Raw genomic sequence first — 19291 nt, 5'->3', positions numbered from 1 at the left:
GCTCGTTCGATCACCGTGCAAAACGCCTTAAATCATGCGATGGTGCGTATTGCGCGCCGATGAAAGAAAGCTGAACGGTAGCTTCGATATGATCAGATTGATTGGTTATCTCTTTGGCCTGGCCTGCGTCCTGTTTCTGGTCGTGGCTGCAGGCGTAGGTATCTACCTCACCGGGATGACCAAGGACCTGCCCAACTACGAAGTTCTGGCTTCCTACGAACCGCCGGTCGCCACCCGCGTGCATGCCGGCAACGGCGCCCTGATGGCGGAATATGCCCGCGAACGGCGCCTTTTCCTGCCGATCCAGGCGGTTCCGGACCGGGTCAAGGCAGCCTTCCTGTCGGCGGAAGACAAGAACTTCTACAGCCATCCGGGCATCGACATCACCGGCCTTGGCCGCGCCATTCTCTCCAACCTGCAGAATTTCGGTTCCGGCCGCCGCCCCGAGGGCGCCTCGACGATTACCCAGCAGGTCGCCAAGAACTTCCTTCTGTCCGCCGACCAGACGATCGACCGCAAGGTCAAGGAAGCCATCCTTTCTTTCCGAATCGAGCAGACCTATTCTAAGGACAAGATCCTCGAGCTTTATCTGAACGAGATCTTCTTCGGCTTGAATTCCTACGGTATCGCCGGTGCAGCGCTGACCTATTTCGACAAGTCGGTCACCGAGCTGACGACGGCAGAAGCCGCCTATCTTGCGGCCCTGCCGAAAGGCCCTGCCAACTATCATCCTTTCCGCCGCGAAAAGGCAGCGCTTGAGCGCCGCAACTGGGTCATCGATCGCATGGCCGAAAACGGCTACATCACCCAGGACGATGCCGCCGAAGCCAAGCAGCAGCCGCTCGGCGTCAAGCAGCGCCGCACCGGCACGCATCTTTTCGCCTCCGATTTCTTCTCCGAAGAGGTGCGCCGCCAGCTGATCGAGCGTTACGGCGAAAAGTCGCTCTACGAGGGTGGTCTTTCCGTCCGCACCTCGCTTGATCCCGACATGCAGGTCATTGCTCGCCGCGCGCTGCAGAGCGGCCTGATCGACTATGACGAGCGCCGTGGTTTCCACGGCCCGATCGCGCAGATCGCCGCTTCGGGCGACTGGGGTCCGGAACTCGCCAAACAGAAATTCCTGAGCGACGTGCCGGAATGGAAGCTGGCTGTCGTGACCGATGTCACCGCGAAAGCTGTCGGCATCGGCCTGCAGCCGCCGACGGACGGCGCCGGCAAGGTCGATCCCGCCCGCGAAATCGGTACGATCGCCGCAGACGATATGAAATGGGCCTATCGCGACTCCAACGATGCCCGCAAGCCGGCCAAATCGCCGGACGGCGTTCTGAAGCCGGGCGACGTCATCTATGTCGAGGCGATCAACGAGCAGGCCAAGACCTACAAGCTGCGCCAGCCGCCGAAGGTGCAGGGCGGCTTTGTCGCCATGGACCCGATCACCGGCCGCGTTCTCGCCATGGTCGGCGGCTTCTCCTACGGCCAGTCGGAATTCAACCGTGCCACGCAGGCGATGCGCCAGCCGGGCTCGTCCTTCAAGCCGTTCGTTTATTCGGCGGCACTAGACAACGGCTACACGCCTGCATCAGTCATTCTCGACGCTCCGATCGAGATCGTCTCGGGCGGTCAGGTCTGGCGTCCGGACAATTACGGCGGTGAAGCCGGCGGCCCGTCGACGCTGCGCACCGGTATCGAAAAGTCGCGCAACCAGATGACCGTCCGTCTTGCCCAGGATATGGGCATGGAACTGGTCGCGGAATATGCAGAGCGTTTCGGCATCTATGACAAGATGCTGCCGGTTCTGGCCATGTCGCTCGGCTCGGGCGAAACCACCGTCATGCGCATGGTCTCCGCCTATGCGGTGCTCGCCAATGGCGGCAAGCAGATCAAGCCGACCGTCATCGACCGCATTCAGGACCGTTACGGCAAGACGATCTTCCGCCACGAAGAGCGCAATTGCGACGGCTGCAATGCCAAAGACTGGTCCAACCAGGAAGAGCCGACTGTCGTCGACAACCGCGAACAGGTTCTCGACCCGATGACGGCCTACCAGATCACCTCGATGATGCAGGGCGTCGTGCTGCGCGGCACGGCTGCCGGCAAGATCCCGGTCAAGGATCGCGACGTCGCCGGCAAGACCGGCACCACCAACGACGAAAAGGATGCCTGGTTCGTCGGTTATACCCCTAACCTCGTCGCAGGCCTCTATATCGGCTTCGACACGCCAACCCCGCTCGGCCGCGCCGGTACGGGTGGTGGTCTGGCAGCGCCGATCTTCGGCAAGTTCCTGGCCGAAGCCGCCAAGCTGACCCCGCCCGCCAAGTTCCACGTGCCGGAAGGCATGCAGCTCGTGGCCGTCGACCGCAAGACCGGCATGGCCGCCAGCGAAGGCGACGCCAACACGATCGTCGAGGCGTTCAAGCCCGGCACCGGCCCGGCCGACACCTTCCAGGTCATCGGCGATGGCGAATACATGACCCAGGACCAGATCTTCTCGAATTCCCCGCAGGCGCAGCAGGCCGTCACATCCGGCATGCCGGGGCTGTTCTGATCCTTCTCTGACACGTTGCAAACAAGGCTCGGGCTTTACATCCGGGCCTTTGGCAACTATGTCGGGCGCACTTTCATCTTCCAGACATAGAGAGTGAAAACCAACGCCATGCGTGCGGAAATCATCAATGTAGTCGACGAAATCAAGCAGGCCATAAGCCTGCTGAGGAGGCATCTTTGACTGGGATCAGGCGGTAAGACGACTGGACTGGTTGAATAACAAGTCAGAGGATCCCAACCTCTGGAACGATGCCCAGGAAGCCCAGAAGCTGATGCGCGAGCGCCAGCAGCTCGATGACGGCATCGGTGGCGTCAAGGCCATGGAACAGCAGCTCAACGATAATATTGAGCTGATCGAGCTTGGCGAGGAAGAGGGCGACGAAGCGATCGTCAAGGAGGCCGAGGACACGCTGAAGGCGCTGAAGGTCGAGGCCGGACGCCGTCAGGTGGAAGCCATGCTGTCCGGCGAGGCCGACGGCAACGACACCTATGTCGAAGTGCATTCCGGCGCCGGCGGTACCGAAAGCCAGGACTGGGCGAACATGCTTCTGCGCATGTACACCCGCTGGGCGGAACGCCAGCGCTTCAAGGTCGAGCTTCTGGAAGTGCATGACGGCGAAGAGGCCGGCATCAAGTCGGCGACCATTCTCGTCAAGGGCCACAATGCCTATGGCTGGATGAAGACCGAATCAGGCGTTCACCGCCTTGTTCGCATCTCGCCCTATGATAGCAACGCGCGCCGGCACACGTCCTTCTCGTCGATCTGGGTCTATCCGGTCATCGACGACTCGATCAGCATTGAGATCAACGAAAGCGACTGCCGCATCGATACCTACCGATCGTCGGGTGCAGGCGGCCAGCACGTCAACACCACCGACTCGGCGGTGCGCATCACGCACATGCCATCAGGCATCGTCGTGCAATGCCAGCAGGAGCGCTCGCAGCACAAGAACCGCGCCAAGGCGTGGGACATGTTGCGCGCCCGTCTCTACGAAGCCGAATTGAAGAAGCGCGAGGAGGCCGCCAATGCCGAAGCCGCTTCGAAGTCGGATATCGGCTGGGGTCACCAGATCCGTTCCTACGTTCTCCAGCCCTATCAGCTGGTGAAGGACCTGCGCACCGGCGTTGCCAGCACAGCTCCGGACGACGTTCTGGATGGCGATCTCAACGAGTTCATGGAAGCAGCGCTCGCCCACCGCATCAGCGGCAAGGCGGATGTCGATGTCGGCGACGTCGACTAAGCTTTCCCATCGAGAAGACGAAAAACGCCGGGTCGCGAGACCCGGCTTTTTCATGCGTGTTTTCCGGTGGTCTATTCTGCCGCGGCCATCGCGCCTTGCCGGCTGCGCAGTACCGCGAGCGACAGCAGGAAGACGACCACCGAGCAGATTGCGATCACCGTCACCATCGGCCGCGAGGTGCCGTCGACGAACAGGCCGCCGAGACCGACGACGATCGCCGAGGTGATGAACTGGATCGTGCCCATCATCGCCGATGCCGTGCCGGCGATCCGGCCATGATGTTCGAGCGCCAGAACCGCCGCCGTCGGAATGATCATGCCCAGAAAGCCGTAACCGCCGAACAGGAAAGCGGCCATGACGTCGAGACGATCGACGCCGAGCGAAGTGACGAGCGCCAGCGCCACCATCATCGTCGCATAACCGGCAACCGCGCCGCGGATGACCTTCCGCAGGCCGATCTTGCGGGACAGCCAGCCATTCAGCTGCGACATGCCGATAAAGGCAACCGCGTTGCAGGAAAAGACCACGCTGTAGAAGGATGGCGACAGCCCGTAATGCTCGATCAGCACGAAGGAGGAGTTCGCCACATAGATCATGTAGCTCGACATGCCGAACGACGCCATCAGCACAAGGCCGAGGTAATAGCGGTCGCTGAGCAGCGTTCCATAGGACTTCAAGGCGCTGGCGATGCTGCTTTCGCTGCGGGCCGCCGGCAGACGGGTTTCTTCCAGGAAGAAGAACGCCACGGCGAGACCGACCAGGCCGGCCGCGACCATGACGAGGAAGATCAGCCGCCAGTCGCCGAACACGGTGACGATGCTGCCGGCCAGCGGAGCGAGGATCGGCGAAACGCTGAACACCAGCATCAGCCGCGACATCAACTGCGCTGCGGCCGGGCCGGTATGCAGGTCGCGAACGATTGCCCACGAGATGACGACACCGGCGCAGGCGCCCATGCCTTGCAGGAAGCGGAAGGCAATCAGCCATTCGATCGACGGCGACAGCGCGCAGCCGACGGCGCCGATCCCGTAAAGCACGAGCCCGACGTAAAGCGGCCGCTTGCGTCCGAACATGTCGGAGAGGGGACCATAAACGATCTGCGAAACCGCCATGGCAGCGAAGAAGGAGATGAGGCTTGCCTGAACCGCGTGGCTGTCAGCCTTCAGATTTTCAGCGATGGTGGGCAGGGCCGGGAGATACATGTCGAGCGCAAAAAGCCCGATCGCGGAGAGCAGCCCAAGGACGAGGGCATGCGAAGACGTTTCTCTTTGCATTTGGAAAAAACCTTTCCCGTCACCACATCTACCGTGTTAACGGCAGGGCGAGGACGACTATGGGAGATGAATATGAAAGCCTGCCGCGAGTGGGAGGATGGGCACTGGCGATCATGTAAAAGATTTTGGACACAATTGTCCAATCAGTCAAGTGCCGCTATGGTCATGTCATGAAAAATTCGTCAGCCGAACTCACGCACGATAGTTCCAAGGGTACCGGGACCTGGCCGCCGGCGCAGAACAAGCGCCAGGCGATCCTCAATGCTGCGGCCGATGTTTTTGCCGAGGAAGGCTTTGCCGGCGCCAGTATCGATGCGATCGCGGTCAGGGCAGGGGTCTCCCGCCAGACGATCTACAATCAGCTTGGCGACAAGGACAATCTCTTCAAGGTAGTGGTCGCCGAGATCACCGACCGGTCGAGCGCCGGCTTTTTCCGTGTGCTGGACACGTTTCCGGTCGCGCCTGCCGACCTTGAAGCTGAAATGACAGCTTTCTCCGGCCAACTCCTGCGCAAGGCAATCTGCGACCCGAACGGTCGCTGGCTGCGCAAACTGGTCGAGACGGAAGGTGCCCGGTTTCCGGAACTTTTCGAGACCTGGAAGGAATACGGTCCGGGCAAGAAATATCCGGCGATTGCGGCGCGGCTCGCGCAGCTTGCACATGGCGGATATCTGGAACTGGACGATCCGGCCCTTGCAGCCCGCCAATATATGGCGCTTCTGGCCACCGACTTACGTTACGACCAGCAGATTGGCCGCCAGACGCCCGAATCGGAAATAGACCAGATGGCCGCCAGCGCGACCCGCACGTTTCTGCGCGCTTTCGCCAGCCGTCGCTGAATACCCTTGAGATAATGCCTGCCGTTCGGTCGGCTGACCTTGAGTCAGTTGTTGAACTGTTCGGCGAGAATCCGGTCGGACCAGGAATGATCCGGATCGGAGAGGATGCGTGCCGTCAGGTCCGTCGATTGCGCCACCTTCACATGCACGACGGATTTGACCTCGCTATTGTCGGCAACCGCATTCACCGGCCGTTTGTCCGGCTCGAGGATATGCAGTTCGACACAGACATGATTCGGCAAAAGCGCACCCCGCCAGCGCCGCGGCCGGAAGGCGGAAACCGGTGTCATGGCGAGCAGCGGCGCCTCCAGCGGCAGGATCGGGCCGTGGGCGGAAAGATTATAGGCCGTCGAACCGGCCGGCGTCGCGATCATCAGTCCGTCGCAGATCAGCTCTTCCAGCCGCACATGGCCGTCGATCACGACCCTCAACTTGGCTGCCTGGTAGGATTGCCGGAAGAGATAGACCTCGTTGATCGCCAGCGCTTCGGAAACGGAGCCGTCCTCTGAGGTCGTGGTCATCTTCAGCGGATGAAACTCGTTGGCGACAGCCGCCTCGACCCGGTCTCGCAGGTCGTCCGTGCGATAGTCGTTCATCAGGAAGCCGACGGACCCACGGTTCATGCCATAGACGCTTTTGCCGCTGGTGAACATCTCGTGCAGCGTCTGCAGCATGAAACCGTCTCCGCCGAGCGCGACGATCACATCGGCATCCTCGACCGGCACATTCCCGTAAAGCCCTTCGAGCTCTTGAAGCCCCGCCTGTGCTTCGGAGGCGGTGGAGGCGATAAAGGATAGCTTTTTCGGCTGAGACGACATGAAAGGCCTTCAACAATGCGGCATGGCAGCCGCTTTACGCTTCAACCCGTTGAACTAACACGGTCACGTGACAATCCCGTGCTGTCGCAAGCGGCCTGTCGTACAGGAAAAACCCGTGTAAAGACAAGCGCTTTGCCAAGCCGGCAAGACGTGTCCCGTCCCCTTTATTGGGAAAGGATTTCCAACTTCACGGTGATTTTCCCTTTACAGAAAGACAAAATCTGCTAACTCCGCGCCTGTAGATTGCCCTTGTAGCTCAGTTGGTAGAGCACCTGATTTGTAATCAGGGGGTCGCGGGTTCGAACCCTGCCGGGGGCACCATTTTTCCCCATTGTCGATATCGGTTTTTCGGCCGGACAGCGTCGGGTCGTCTCGGTGGCCGGCGCCCGCTTTAAAGAATGGATATTTCCAATATGACTTCACCTTCCAGTGTTGTTCCATCCGCATAGGGACTGGAACTGACCGAAAGGGTGGAGCGGCCGAGCGGAACTTTGAATGGCGGGGAAAATACAAATGGATGGCCGGGTATTCCTTTGCCGCTTGCCACGACCGTGCCGTTGACCGTGATGACGAAATCCTTGGCTTCTGTAGAAGTTTGGCCGTTGATCGAAAGCAGCGCTGAATGAACCGATAGCGGGAGCGCAATGAAGGGCCTGGCTGTGAAAGCCATGGTTCCGCGCGACGTGGTTGCCGAAAATTTGCGCTTTATCTTCATGAAATCTCCAAGCGAAAAACGGATGAGCCTTTAGGGGGCGTATATTCCGATCCACGTTGGCATATACCGCCCGCCCCGTCGAGCCATTGAAACCCATCGATGCTCCTTAAACCCCCGGCAATTTGGAGTGGAATAATTGCGGGTCGCCCGAATGAGCATTTTTGACATCCTGGTTTTCCTCATCCTCGTTGGCTTAGAATCTGATATAAATCCCTACAGGCCCGGGGGCGGGCCTTAGGGGGTTAAAATGAAATTCAGGAAATCGGCTCCGGCCGCCATCGTGATTGCTATCGCGGTGGTTATCGGCGCAACGACATTCTCCTCCATGCGGCTCTTCGCCGGCATGGTCGGCGATGTGGAGAAGCAACAGTTCACGCTGATGCAGTCGATCGTCGAAACAGCGCTTTCCGACGCACAAAACAAGGCTTTGGCGCGGGCCGAGCTGATTGCCGATCTGCCGCGTGTCCAGCAGCTCTTCGCTGCGCAGGATCGCGCGGGCCTGATGGCTGAACTCGGCAAGATGTTCACCAATCAGAAGAACCGCCACGGCGTCGACCAGGCGCAGTTTCATCTTGCGCCGGCACAATCCTTCCTTCGCCTGCACGATCCGAACAAGTTCGGCGACGACCTGACGACGACGCGGCCCATGGTGGTTGCACTCAACCGGGACAAGGTTCCGCTGAAAAGCGGGGCGATCGCCGCCAATGGCCCAGGCATTTTCGGCGGCACGCCGGTCTTCGATGCGAGCGGCAAACATCTCGGCAGTTTCGAGGTCGGCATCGCCTTCGGACCGCTGCTGGCCTCGTTGAAATCGGCATATAATTTCGATCTCGGCGTGTTTGTCGAAGAGAAGCCGCTGCGCGAATTGGCCAAGGGCATCGATCCGGAGCGTCTCGGGGATCAGAATCGTTTCGGCAAATATATCCGCTTCGAATCGACCAATGGCGTTCTGATGTCGTCCGTTGCCACACCGGAAGACCTTGCCGTCGTCAACGAGCCCGTCACTTATGTACGCGAAGTGAATGGCATCGTCCGCGGCGTCGTTCTGCTGCCGCTTACGAATGTTTCCGGCACGCCGCTTGGGGTCATCGTCGCCACGGCGGATTTCAGCGGCTCGCGCGCCGCCGCCGACCGCACGTTCATCTGGCAGGCCGCTTTTGCCGGTATCGCCATCCTGCTTCTAGCCGGCGTGGTGGTCACCATCCTGCGCGGTTTCATCACCCGTCCGCTGCAAGTTCTGTCGGAAGGTTTCGAGAAGGTTTCCAACGGAGACACGCTTACCGAAATCGGCGGTGCCGATCGCTTTCCGGACGAAATGCGGCCGATCGCCCAGTTCTACGACAAAGTCCGGGCCCATCGGCTCGCCAACGCTTCGAAATGAGGCCGGCGATGACCCTTCCTTTCCGTTCTCTTTTCCTGGCGCTAGGGCTGGCCGTGATCGCCTTTGTTGCGTCTGCGGCGGCGCAGAATGATACCGGTCTGCCGCCCGACAAGGGCCTGCCGGTCGAGGTACAGCTCGGCATCGCCTTCGTCGACATTTCCGGCTTCGATGAAAACAAGGGCCAGTTTTCCGCCACGATCGATATCCGGGCGCGATGGGACGATCTGCGTCTCTCCGATCCCTCGGCGCCTGCCGGTGCGCCGCCGCAGACGCTGATTGGCGATGCGGCACGCGAAAAGATGAAATCCATCTGGGTTCCACCGCTGGTGATCGCCAACGCGGATGGGGAGCCGAGCCAGTCCGATTATGGGCTGCGGATCTACCCGACCGGACGCATGGAGCTGATGCACCGCGTGACGGGCAATTTCGCCGTCGATATCGACCTCAATCGTTTCCCGTTCGATCGGCAGGACCTGCCGGTGCGTGTGCGGGTAAAGGATTATCCGGTTGGTCAGGTCGCGCTGCGGATTACCCAACCCGATATCGAGTTCAGCCGGCCGTCTCAGGACGTCGAAATCCAGGACTGGATGATCGGTCTTGTCGATATGCGAACCGGCGCGGCCAAGGGGTGGTACAATAGTGCCGAATCTCAGGTCGTTGCGGCACTCGACATGCAGCGAAAGCCGGGCTTGATCGTTGCATCGATCTTTATTCCGTTGATGGCTTCGCTGCTCATCCCGCTTCTGGCCATCTGGCTGAACCGGACGGAAGATGGAATTTTCCAGGTCGATACGTTCGAGTTGGTGAATATCATCATCGGCGGGCTTTTTGCGGTCATTGCCCTGAATTTTACCGTCTACAGCAGCTTTACGGCGCTGTCGGTGGGGGACAACACGGTCAACCGGCTGTTTGCGTTAAACTATCTGACGCTCGCGGCGGCCCTGGTCATCAATATCCTCTTCTCGCGGTTCAACGTGGTCGAGAAAATGTTCGGTCGCTACGTTCAGGAACAGGCCTACGCGGCGGTCATGTGGGCGCTGCCGTTGATCGTGGCGCTGCTGGTGGCGACTTTCATGTTCACGGCCTATGTGTGAAGTGTTGCTTCTGGAAGCCCGCAGTGTCGCGCCACGGGCTCCTTTCACACTAAGGCCGCCGGCTCGGCCATTAACCTAGATGAACGGCAGACAACGACCTGTTATGGCTAGGTTTATTCTGTCCTGATAATATCGCGGCAGTCTTCCCAATTTTAGAAGGCAAACTGTTCTCAGGAGGCCAGCGTGGCGGCAGTAGTCAAGGGTACGAATAGCAGCAATACCATCTATCAGGATGATTACGGCCACGACCTCACCATCTACGGTTATGCCGGCAATGATCGCATCTATCTGAACCTCACCGGCAAATACGGCGGCTTCAACACCGTCTATGCGGGCGCAGATAACGATCTGGTGCGCAACTATTTCGAAGGCGGCAATCGCGTCGATCTCGGTTCCGGCAACGATTCGTATATTGCTACCGGTTTCTCGACCTCCTCCAAATATTATGACGTCGTCTACGGCGGCCTTGGCAACGACAAGTTCGAAGTATCGACCTATCACAGCGATTATTACGGCGAAGAGGGGAACGATGCTTTCTTCTCGGTCGGCTTCCGCAACTATTTCAATGGCGGCTCCGGCAATGACACGATCAGCTATGAGACGCAGGACGAGGATTCCGATCTTTCCGGCCGCGGCATGTCGATCGACCTGCAGAAGGGTGTCGCAGCAACCAAGGGCACGAGCTACAAGGAAACGCTGGTCAGCATCGAGAATGCCATCGGCACCGGTGTAGCGGATACGATCTACGGTTCCTCCGTCGCCAACAAGCTTTGGGGCGACGGTGGCAACGACATTCTGGACGGCAAGGCCGGCAATGACACGCTTTACGGCGGCAGCGGCAATGACAAGCTCTATGGCGGTTCCGGTAATGACAAGCTCTACGGCGGTTCCGGTATGGATTACCTGAATGGCGGCACGGGTGCCGACACGTTTGTCTTCACGACGTGGTCGGAGAGCGCCGTCGGATCCAAGCGCGATGTCATCCAGGATTTCTACGCCAGCGAAGACGACTATATCGACCTGCACGCCATCGACGCGGACACCACGTTCGGCGGCAACCAGAATTTCGAATTCATCGGCTCAAAGGCGTTTTCTGGCGAGGCAGGCGAACTGCGGTTCAGCGGCGGTATTGTTTCCGGTGACGTGAATGGCGACGGGGTCGCGGATTTCCAGATCGCGGTAACCGGCGTCACCAAGATGTATGCCGGCGATTTCTATCTCTGAAGCTGATCGACATTCCAAAAAGAAAGCGCCGGGGAAACCCGGCGCTTTTTCGTTGTCCATATTGGCCGTCTTTGAGGCAGGACGATATCAGTCCGCCTTGCCGACGCCGGTATAGGTGAAGCCATGCGCCTCGACTTCCGGCGCACGATAGACATTGCGCAGGTCGACGAGGATCGGGCTCTTCATCACGGATTTCAGTCGTTCGAGGTCGAGCGCACGGAATTCGTTCCACTCGGTCACGAGAACCGCCACATCGGCGCCTTCCGCAGCCTGATAGGGGCCGCTGGCAAACTCGATATCCATCATCTGTTTGGCATTTTCCATGCCTTCCGGGTCGTAGCCGGAGACAATCGCGCCGGCATCCTTCAGCGTCTGGACAACGGCGATGGCCGGGCTGTCGCGCATATCGTCGGTATTCGGCTTGAAGGTGAGACCGAGCACGGCAACCTTCTTGCCGCGCACGTCGCCGCCCACCGCCGCGATAACCTTGCGGCCCATTGCACGCTTGCGGTTGTCGTTGACGGCAATCGTCGTCTCGATCAGGCGAACCGGTGCGTCATAGTCCTGCGCAGTCTTGGCCAGCGCCAGCGTGTCTTTCGGGAAGCAGGAGCCGCCATAACCCGGACCGGCATGCAGAAACTTCGAGCCGATACGGCCATCGAGGCCGATGCCGCGGGAAACGTCCTGTACATCTGCGCCGACGCGCTCGCAGAGATCCGCCATTTCGTTGATGAAGGTGATCTTCATCGCCAGGAAGCCGTTTGCGGCATACTTGATCAGCTCGGACGTACGACGCGAGGTGAAGAGCAGCGGCGACTGGTTGAGATAGAGCGGGCGATAGACTTCCGTCATGACAGCGCGGGCGCGCTCGTCGGACAGGCCGACGACGATACGGTCAGGGCGCTTGAAATCTTCGATCGCCGCGCCTTCGCGCAGGAATTCTGGATTGGAAACGACAGCGAAATCGGCTTCCGGATTGGTTTCCCGGATAATGCGCTCGACCTCGTCGCCGGTGCCGACCGGCACGGTCGACTTGGTGACGATAACGGTAAAGCCCTTGATCGCAGCAGCGATCTCGCTGGAAGCTGCATAGACATAACCAAGGTCGGCATGGCCGTCACCGCGGCGCGAAGGCGTGCCGACGGCGATGAAAACGACGTCTGCTTCAGCGACGGCTTCGGTCAGGTCCGTGGTGAAGGACAGGCGGCCGGCCTTCACATTGCTCTCGACGAGCGCGTCCAGGCCGGGTTCAAAGATCGGGATAATGCCCTTCTTCAAGGCCTCGATTTTTTCCACAGCCTTGTCGACGCAAATGACATCGTGCCCGAAATCCGCAAAGCACGCACCAGAGACCAGGCCGACATAACCCGATCCGACCATTACAATACGCATAAAGCAGTCCTCTTTACGGTTGGGCAGAATATCCGCCCGCAATTCAAGTTTTTCCTAGCGCATCCTGTTTTTATTGCAATGCATCATGCGAGACAGGATTAATTCCACTTGGGAATTGCGCGCTTTTACCCCGCTGGTTGGAGATAGCGGGAGAGCGGAAATGCGACGCGGAATATTGGCGCGGCAGGTGACGCCGATATGACGATACGGCTTTGGCGTCAGCGCCCCCGGGAGATGAAATCCGGATTGACGAAATCTATGGCGCCATACGGGCCGATCTTGCCATATCGCAGCGGCACGCCGTGAATGTCGGTGGTCAGGCCTCCCGCCGCGCGCAGGACTGCGTCGCCTGCGGCGGTATCCCATTCCATCGTCCGGCTGAAGCGGGGGTAGAGATCGGCTATGCCTTCGGCGAGCAGACAGAATTTCAGCGACGAGCCGATGCACTGGATATCGCACACGCCGGATTTCTGAAGGAAGTCCTCCGTCTCGGCGGAGTTGTGCGACCGGCTCGCGACTACGACTGGAGGTGTCCTGGCCGGGCGGGCAGCAATAGTCTGCCGGCTTGTCACCTGGAAGTGACCGTCGATGACAAGCTTGCTTGCCTCACCACTCCCACCGAGATAGGCGACGGAAAGGGCGGGGGCGTAAACGGCGCCCAGCACCGGAAAGCCGTCTTCGATCAGCGCGATGTTGACTGTAAAATCGTCACGCCTGTTGACGAATTCCTTGGTGCCGTCGAGTGGATCGACGAGAATGAAAGACCGGCCGCTGATGTCCGGTATCCGGCCTGCAGCGACCGATTCTTCGGCGACGACCGGAATTTCCGGGCAGTGACGCTCAAGCTCCGCAAGGATGATGGCTTCGGCGCGCTCGTCCGCTTCCGTCACGGGAGAATGGTCGGCCTTGTAGCTGGTGTTCGGCCCGGCGCGATAGACGTCCATGATGGTCTGGCCGGCGAGCAGGGCGGCTTTTTCGAATGTGTCGAGCAATGCTTTCATGAAAGGCAGGCCAAGTACGGATCGGAGCCTTCCCATGACATATTTGAACGCTTCAGGGGAGTCGCAAACCACTCATCGCATCTGTCGGCGCAGCTTGCGTCGCACCTCTATGTCAAACAGGCCGGTGCCGCTTCGGAAAATCTTCACGGCAATCAGCATCAGGGTTTCGCCGAGGTGGCGGACCAGCTCGGAGATATGCGCATGTTCGGTATTTGAGGAGGAGGGCGCGATCCCCTTGCGGGCATAGGCCGGGGTGGGGCTTGCGTTGCGCGGGAGCGCGATCGGGGTATCCGGGCGAGGGAAAATATAGCCGCGATCTCCCTCTGCACTGACGGGCGGCCCCCAGCGCTCTTCGAGAAAGGTTTCCGGCAGGATGTGATAACCGGCATCAAGCACGGCATCGATAAACACCGCCCGGGCCAGACCCGGTTGCGCCTTGCCTTTCAAGACGTCCCGGCAAGTCAGAACGGCGGTGGCTTGGGCGTCGGTTCGCCTCGAATGCCAGTCGCCGAGGAGAAGAATAGCTGCGTCCAGCGTATCTCCGACCCGGATAATTCCGGGCCTTCCGTACATTTCCAGGACGACCGGCTTTTTCCATGCGCCACGATCCATGCGTCTCTCCCGCATATTGACATTAGGAGATATGCATATGGGCCTTGTGCAGGGGTGGATTCGCAATCGATGATTTGCATCGATCCGGGGAATACAGCTCGCTACTTGACCTTCGCCAGATGCTGCCGGGTGGCATAGAGAGCCACAGCTGCAGCATTCGAAACATTGAGGGATTTGATCTCGCCGGGCATGTCCAGTCGCGCCAGATCCGACACGGTCTCGCGGGTTTTCTGCCTGAGACCTTTTCCTTCTGAACCGAGCACCAGAGCGACACGATCACCCCGGAACGTGCCTTCGATCGGGGCAGGGCCCTCCGAATCAAGGCCGATCGTCTGGAAGCCGAGCTTGTGAAGTTCGGCGACCGCATCGGCGAGATTGGTGATCTGTATATAAGGGATGAGTTCAAGCGCTCCGGAGGCCGACTTGGCAAGCACGCCGGATTCGGTCGGGCTATGTCTCTGGGTGGTGATGATGGCGCCGGCGCCGAACGCAACGGCGGAGCGCATGATCGCGCCGACATTGTGCGGATCGGTGACCTGATCGAGGACGAGAAGCAGCGGGCTGTTCTTCAGCGCGTCCAGCCGGCGTGCCGGCAGCGCTCGGGTCTCCAGCATCACACCCTGGTGGATTGCTTCCGGGCCGAGCACATTGTCGATATCCTGCGGCGCGACGAATTCTACGGGAAACTTCAATGCTTCCGCTTCGCCGATATCCAGCCGCGCAAACGCATTCTGGGTGACCGAAAGCTTCACCAGCCTGCGTTCCGGATTGTCGATCGCCGCGCGCACCGTATGCAGGCCATAAAGGAAGACCTGTTCCGGCTGAAGCTGCGGCGGCTTCCAGTCCTTGTTGGATTTCTGTCGCTTTTGCTGCGGCGTCGGGATTTCGCCCCGCTCACGCTTGGCATCGCGCACGTTGCGGCGAAGCGTTGCATAGTGGCTGTCACGGCCGGATTTGTCTGGTGTTTTGTCCTTGCTCATGAGGCTTTATAGCTATCTAGGCTTCGCCGGCAAAGCCCTCGCTCATCCACAGGCTGAAAAGAAGGACTGAATTATTTTCGTCATTTTTGCACATTCATCGTGTTGACAGACTGAAATCATCCGGCCATATACGCGGCGCAGACGACGGGGCGACCAGCCAACGAAGTCTTGCAAACTTGGTCTAACGATCCGGACGAATAACTGGAGAGATGCCCGAGTGGTTAAAGGGGACGGACTGTAAATCCGTTGGCTCAGCCTACGTTGGTTCAAATCCAACTCTCTCCACCATTCGTCTCAGATCGGACCACCCCCGCGGGTATAGCTCAATGGTAGAGCAGCAGCCTTCCAAGCTGAATACGCGGGTTCGATTCCCGCTACCCGCTCCATCTCTTCCATAAAGTAATCCTCGTCAACGCAGGCAAGCACTCGTTCGTATTGCGCGCGCTCCGTTGCCTGCTCTGTGTTTATTTTTCGCATCCGGAGCCTTTGCGGCAGGCGATCTGCAGGCTGTTCATTCCTGCGAGATCGATAGCCAAGATTCTCGCGCCATGCTATATTTCCCCCGCCCGCATTCGTGACTTGATGTTGGGCATGGGGAGAGGGGTAAACAGGTGAAATGCCACATCGGGGCGTGTCACCTGGCTGGGTTTCAAGTTGCGTTCCTGAAATGCGTTCTGACTATTTTTGACAATCCATCATTCTCTCCTGGCGGCGCTGTAGAGTCTTTAATCGTGCCCGGTAGAACGTCGGTCGCCGGTATATCAAGACCGCTTCAATCGCTTTAGAGATGGAAACCTATCCATGAAGAAATTTCTTCTCGCCGCGGCAGTCGCAACCATGTTGCTGCCGTCCGCTTCGTTCGCCGCCACCTTGCTCTTCCCGACCGATGATCCGGTCGCACAGATATCGATCCCGGATTCCTGGGGCCCGGAAGAGACGGATTACGGTATTCAGGCGAACTCCGATGATGACGCGATCTACATCGCGTTCGACGTCGCCGACGACAAGACCACCGAAAAGGTCATCAACGATGCTTTCGCGTTCCTGCAGAACAACGGCGTAACCGTTGACACCGCGACCCAGAAGCAGGGGCAGGACAAGCTGAACGGCATGGACATGGTCACTTTCGATTGGAGCGGCAAGGACAAGGACGGTGACGTCTCGATCGGCATCGCTCTCATCGCCGCCAAGCCTGGCAAGCTTCTGGTCGCTACCTACTGGGGTTCCAAGGGCGAACAGGAAGCGCATGCCAAGGAACTGACCGGCATCCTCACCTCGCTGAAGCCGGCCAAGTAACCTTGTAAGGATAGGTCGGCACCGTCGATCGTCCGATGAACAGAGCCGTCGCACTCCTCGTCACAGGGGGCGGCGGCTTTTGCATTTATGCATTGCGCCGAATGCGATGGCAGGCAAATTTCGCGTTGTTTTTGCACACTTCGATAGCGGGAACCCTTGTCCTGCCGCCCGTCGTAATTATGTCTTGCGCATTCTGGTGGAAAGCCTTAAACGGCGACACCAAACCCGGCTTCCGGGTCCACCTCTTATGTTCACAGGATGCATTCAATGGCAAAGAGCAAGTTTGAGCGCAATAAGCCGCACGTCAACATCGGCACGATTGGTCACGTTGACCATGGCAAGACGTCGCTGACTGCCGCAATCACGAAGTATTTCGGCGAGTTCAAGGCGTATGACCAGATCGACGCAGCGCCGGAAGAAAAGGCACGTGGCATCACCATTTCGACGGCACACGTCGAATACGAGACGCCTGCTCGTCACTATGCTCACGTTGACTGCCCCGGCCACGCCGACTACGTCAAGAACATGATCACCGGTGCCGCACAGATGGACGGCGCGATCCTGGTTTGCTCTGCAGCTGACGGCCCGATGCCGCAGACCCGCGAGCACATCCTGCTCGCTCGCCAGGTTGGCGTTCCGGCAATCGTCGTGTTCCTGAACAAGGTCGACCAGGTCGACGACGCAGAACTTCTGGAACTCGTCGAACTGGAAGTTCGCGAACTTCTGTCGTCCTACGACTTCCCGGGCGACGACATTCCGATTGTCAAGGGTTCGGCTCTGGCCGCTCTCGAAGATTCCGACAAGAAGATCGGCGAAGACGCGATCCGCGAACTGATGGCGGCTGTCGATGCCTACATCCCGACGCCTGAGCGTCCGATCAACATGCCGTTCCTGATGCCGATCGAAGACGTGTTCTCGATCTCGGGTCGTGGTACGGTCGTGACCGGTCGCGTCGAGCGCGGCATCGTCAAGGTTGGTGAAGAAGTCGAGATCGTCGGCATCCGCGCCACCTCGAAGACGACGGTTACCGGCGTTGAAATGTTCCGCAAGCTGCTCGATCAGGGCCAGGCCGGCGACAACATCGGCGCTCTCGTTCGCGGTGTGAACCGTGACGGCGTCGAGCGTGGCCAGATCCTGTGCAAGCCGGGTTCGGTCAAGCCGCACAAGAAGTTCATGGCAGAAGCCTACATCCTGACGAAGGAAGAAGGCGGCCGTCATACGCCGTTCTTCACCAACTACCGTCCGCAGTTCTACTTCCGCACGACGGACGTCACGGGTATCGTTTCGCTGCCGGAAGGCACGGAAATGGTTATGCCTGGCGACAACGTCACGGTTTCGGTCGAGCTGATCGTTCCGATCGCCATGGAAGAAAAGCTGCGCTTCGCAATCCGCGAAGGCGGCCGTACCGTCGGCGCAGGCATCGTTGCCTCGATCATCGAGTAATTTCGATCGATCATTGAAATAAGAAAGGCCTCGCTGGAAACAGCGAGGCCTTTTTGCTTGTCGGCATTTCGGATGAATTGTGGCCGCCGCTGAGTCAGGCGTTCATGGGGGCGCCACGCCGAAAAGCTCGCTCTCGTAACGGAAGTCCCTCACACCCCGTGGCTTTCGAAGTCCGATCGGCAGTCTCGGCTCCGGTTCCATCAGCCTCTCGGCAATGTTTTCCGCGCCGGTACGGATTGCCTCGCGGCCGATGAAACCGCCACGGACCTGCGTGGTGGCGGCAAGCGCGCGGTTGAAGGTGTCGAACAACGTTCGGTCCGGTGCCGGAGGATTGCGCCAGAAATCCGCAAGGCTTCCCTGCGACGTCAGGCCGTCAATGTCGTATATCGCCGAGCCCAAAGCTAAGACCGGCCGCCCTGCGCCAAGCGCGGTCAGGCCGACCGTGGAATTGACGGTTACGATCCCGTCGGCGACCTCTATCAATGCGTCCGTGCTCCCGCCATCTGCCAGGAAAACGCGCTCCGGCACGCCATGCTGTCGCGACGCTTCCTCAATCCTCTCCTTCCACCGCGACAAGCCGTTGTCGATCGGATGGACCTTGAAAAGCAGTCGGCTTCGCTTCGGCGCATGCCGCGCGAAGGAGGCGATCGTTGCCTCCACGATACGGAAGATGTCTCCGCTCGGTGCATAATTGCGGAGCTGATAATCTCCCGGCAGTTGCAGGGGGAACAAAAAGAAATGCGGTTTGCCGTCGGGGCTGGGCGTCAGGCTTGCTGCGATTGCCTTGTCCGCTCGTGCCTTGCGACGACGCACCGTCAGTCCTTTCCATACCCATCCACCGTATTCCAAAACGGGATGTACCGGGCCGTGTGCGCGGTAATGCGGATGAAGCAGCCAGCCAAGCAATACATTCGGGATATGGAAGGTAAGATCGTAGACCGCGTAAGTCAGGAAGCTTGAAGCGAACAGCCCGCCCTTCACGACAGGCGGCTGACCGGCTGCAAATGATTGCAGCGCGGCAAGCTGGTTCGGAAAGCGCGAATGTGCCGTCATGCCGTCAGGTTCTATTGTCAGCCAGTCGGGCCGAAGATAGCCGTGTTCGAGGATATGGACGTTGATTCCTCGCTCAATTCCAAGTTCCGCAGCCGCTGCATGAAGCGCCCTGCCATCACCCAACATGACGAGATCGGTTATATTGTGATCGCTGATGTAGCGATCGAGATACACCGGCCAGTCAATCGCCTTGCCTCGGTAAAAATCGCTCCAACGCGGCCACCAAAACACCACATCTCCGATGCAGACCGAAATTTTACGGACGGAAGCGCCTTTCTTTTCAAGAGCTTTCGCGAGGATGCGCAGGAATGGCGACGCCGGCCCCTGAAGAAATAGAAACCTGCGCGACGATACGTCCCGCATGCTGTGGTCAGAGGCTGGCAG

Annotated in this window: 17 protein-coding genes and 3 tRNA genes; 12 read left to right on the top strand and 8 right to left on the bottom strand. The window is 59.3% G+C overall.

Features of this window, described 5'->3' with window-relative positions:
• Window positions 1-88: 88 nt before the first annotated feature.
• Window positions 89-2545, top strand: a complete 2457-nt coding sequence (locus KX729_RS02600) for a penicillin-binding protein 1A (RefSeq protein ID WP_219740864.1) — start codon at window positions 89-91, stop codon at window positions 2543-2545.
• A gap of 108 nt (window positions 2546-2653) precedes the next feature.
• Window positions 2654-3785 (top strand): peptide chain release factor 2 gene (gene prfB, locus KX729_RS02595; protein ID WP_219741202.1). Its coding sequence is split into 2 segments (ribosomal slippage): window positions 2654-2722 and window positions 2724-3785, totalling 1131 coding nucleotides; the frame shifts between segments, so codons are not numbered across the junction.
• Window positions 3786-3856: 71 nt separating this feature from the next.
• Here prfB and KX729_RS02590 read toward each other — a convergent pair.
• On the bottom strand, window positions 3857-5059 hold the full coding sequence (locus tag KX729_RS02590) for a multidrug effflux MFS transporter (RefSeq protein ID WP_219740863.1): 1203 nt from the start codon (window positions 5057-5059) through the stop codon (window positions 3857-3859).
• Between the two features lie 170 nt (window positions 5060-5229).
• Between KX729_RS02590 and KX729_RS02585 the strand changes: the two genes are divergently transcribed.
• A complete protein-coding gene (locus tag KX729_RS02585) occupies window positions 5230-5898 on the top strand; it encodes a TetR/AcrR family transcriptional regulator (RefSeq protein WP_219740862.1) in 669 nt (222 codons plus the stop codon).
• Window positions 5899-5942: 44 nt separating this feature from the next.
• Here the strand turns inward: KX729_RS02585 and KX729_RS02580 are convergent, their stop codons facing one another.
• Window positions 5943-6716, bottom strand: a complete 774-nt coding sequence (locus KX729_RS02580) for an NAD kinase (protein ID WP_219740861.1) — start codon at window positions 6714-6716, stop codon at window positions 5943-5945.
• A 245-nt stretch (window positions 6717-6961) separates the two neighbouring features.
• Between KX729_RS02580 and KX729_RS02575 the strand changes: the two genes are divergently transcribed.
• Window positions 6962-7037: transfer RNA gene (locus KX729_RS02575), tRNA-Thr, on the top strand.
• A 70-nt stretch (window positions 7038-7107) separates the two neighbouring features.
• Here the strand turns inward: KX729_RS02575 and KX729_RS02570 are convergent.
• A complete protein-coding gene (locus KX729_RS02570) occupies window positions 7108-7431 on the bottom strand; it encodes a hypothetical protein (protein ID WP_219740860.1) in 324 nt (107 codons plus the stop codon).
• A gap of 247 nt (window positions 7432-7678) precedes the next feature.
• On the opposite strand from KX729_RS02570, the gene KX729_RS02565 reads away from it, so the two are divergent.
• The 3 genes from KX729_RS02565 to KX729_RS34365 all read left to right on the top strand — a co-directional run bounded on the left by KX729_RS02565 (window position 7679) and on the right by KX729_RS34365 (window position 11130).
• Window positions 7679-8812, top strand: coding sequence for a cache domain-containing protein (locus KX729_RS02565; RefSeq protein WP_219740859.1), 1134 nt, complete (start codon window positions 7679-7681; stop codon window positions 8810-8812).
• An 8-nt stretch (window positions 8813-8820) separates the two neighbouring features.
• Window positions 8821-9906: a ligand-gated ion channel gene (locus KX729_RS02560; protein ID WP_219740858.1), complete on the top strand. Its 1086-nt coding sequence runs from the start codon at window positions 8821-8823 to the stop codon at window positions 9904-9906.
• Between the two features lie 183 nt (window positions 9907-10089).
• The gene (locus KX729_RS34365; RefSeq protein WP_219740857.1) at window positions 10090-11130 is read left to right on the top strand and encodes a calcium-binding protein; all 1041 of its coding nucleotides are present in this window, start codon (window positions 10090-10092) and stop codon (window positions 11128-11130) included.
• Window positions 11131-11217: 87 nt separating this feature from the next.
• Here the strand turns inward: KX729_RS34365 and KX729_RS02550 are convergent, their stop codons facing one another.
• The 4 genes from KX729_RS02550 to KX729_RS02535 form a co-directional block, all read right to left on the bottom strand.
• A complete protein-coding gene (locus tag KX729_RS02550; RefSeq protein WP_219740856.1) occupies window positions 11218-12522 on the bottom strand; it encodes a UDP-glucose dehydrogenase family protein in 1305 nt (434 codons plus the stop codon).
• Window positions 12523-12740: 218 nt separating this feature from the next.
• The gene (cysQ, locus tag KX729_RS02545; RefSeq protein ID WP_219741201.1) at window positions 12741-13514 is read right to left on the bottom strand and encodes a 3'(2'),5'-bisphosphate nucleotidase CysQ; all 774 of its coding nucleotides are present in this window, start codon (window positions 13512-13514) and stop codon (window positions 12741-12743) included.
• 81 nt (window positions 13515-13595) lie between these two features.
• Window positions 13596-14135, bottom strand: a complete 540-nt coding sequence (locus KX729_RS02540) for a DUF982 domain-containing protein (RefSeq protein ID WP_219740855.1) — start codon at window positions 14133-14135, stop codon at window positions 13596-13598.
• A gap of 101 nt (window positions 14136-14236) precedes the next feature.
• The gene (locus tag KX729_RS02535; protein WP_219740854.1) at window positions 14237-15115 is read right to left on the bottom strand and encodes a TrmH family RNA methyltransferase; all 879 of its coding nucleotides are present in this window, start codon (window positions 15113-15115) and stop codon (window positions 14237-14239) included.
• Window positions 15116-15318: 203 nt separating this feature from the next.
• Between KX729_RS02535 and KX729_RS02530 the strand changes: the two genes are divergently transcribed.
• From KX729_RS02530 to tuf, 4 genes are all read left to right on the top strand, one after another.
• Window positions 15319-15403, top strand: a tRNA-Tyr gene (locus KX729_RS02530).
• Window positions 15404-15427: 24 nt separating this feature from the next.
• Window positions 15428-15501 (top strand) — tRNA-Gly (locus tag KX729_RS02525).
• A gap of 415 nt (window positions 15502-15916) precedes the next feature.
• Complete coding sequence (locus KX729_RS02520; RefSeq protein WP_219740853.1) at window positions 15917-16411, top strand: histidine kinase; 495 nt, start codon at window positions 15917-15919, stop codon at window positions 16409-16411.
• Between the two features lie 267 nt (window positions 16412-16678).
• The gene (tuf, locus tag KX729_RS02515; RefSeq protein WP_219740837.1) at window positions 16679-17854 is read left to right on the top strand and encodes an elongation factor Tu; all 1176 of its coding nucleotides are present in this window, start codon (window positions 16679-16681) and stop codon (window positions 17852-17854) included.
• A 102-nt stretch (window positions 17855-17956) separates the two neighbouring features.
• Here tuf and KX729_RS02510 read toward each other — a convergent pair whose 3' ends face one another.
• Window positions 17957-19033 (bottom strand): capsular biosynthesis protein, encoded by a 1077-nt coding sequence (locus tag KX729_RS02510; RefSeq protein ID WP_246617390.1) that lies wholly within the window; start codon window positions 19031-19033, stop codon window positions 17957-17959.
• On the opposite strand from KX729_RS02510, the gene KX729_RS33430 reads away from it, so the two are divergent.
• Window positions 18950-19243: a hypothetical protein gene (locus tag KX729_RS33430; protein ID WP_246617410.1), complete on the top strand. Its 294-nt coding sequence runs from the start codon at window positions 18950-18952 to the stop codon at window positions 19241-19243. The genes KX729_RS02510 and KX729_RS33430 overlap by 84 nt on opposite strands.
• Window positions 19244-19291: the final 48 nt, after the last annotated feature.

Source organism: Neorhizobium populisoli (genome assembly GCF_019430945.1).
Taxonomy (GTDB): Bacteria; Pseudomonadota; Alphaproteobacteria; order Rhizobiales; family Rhizobiaceae; genus Neorhizobium; species Neorhizobium populisoli.
This window is presented reverse-complemented; position numbering and strand designations above follow the sequence as displayed.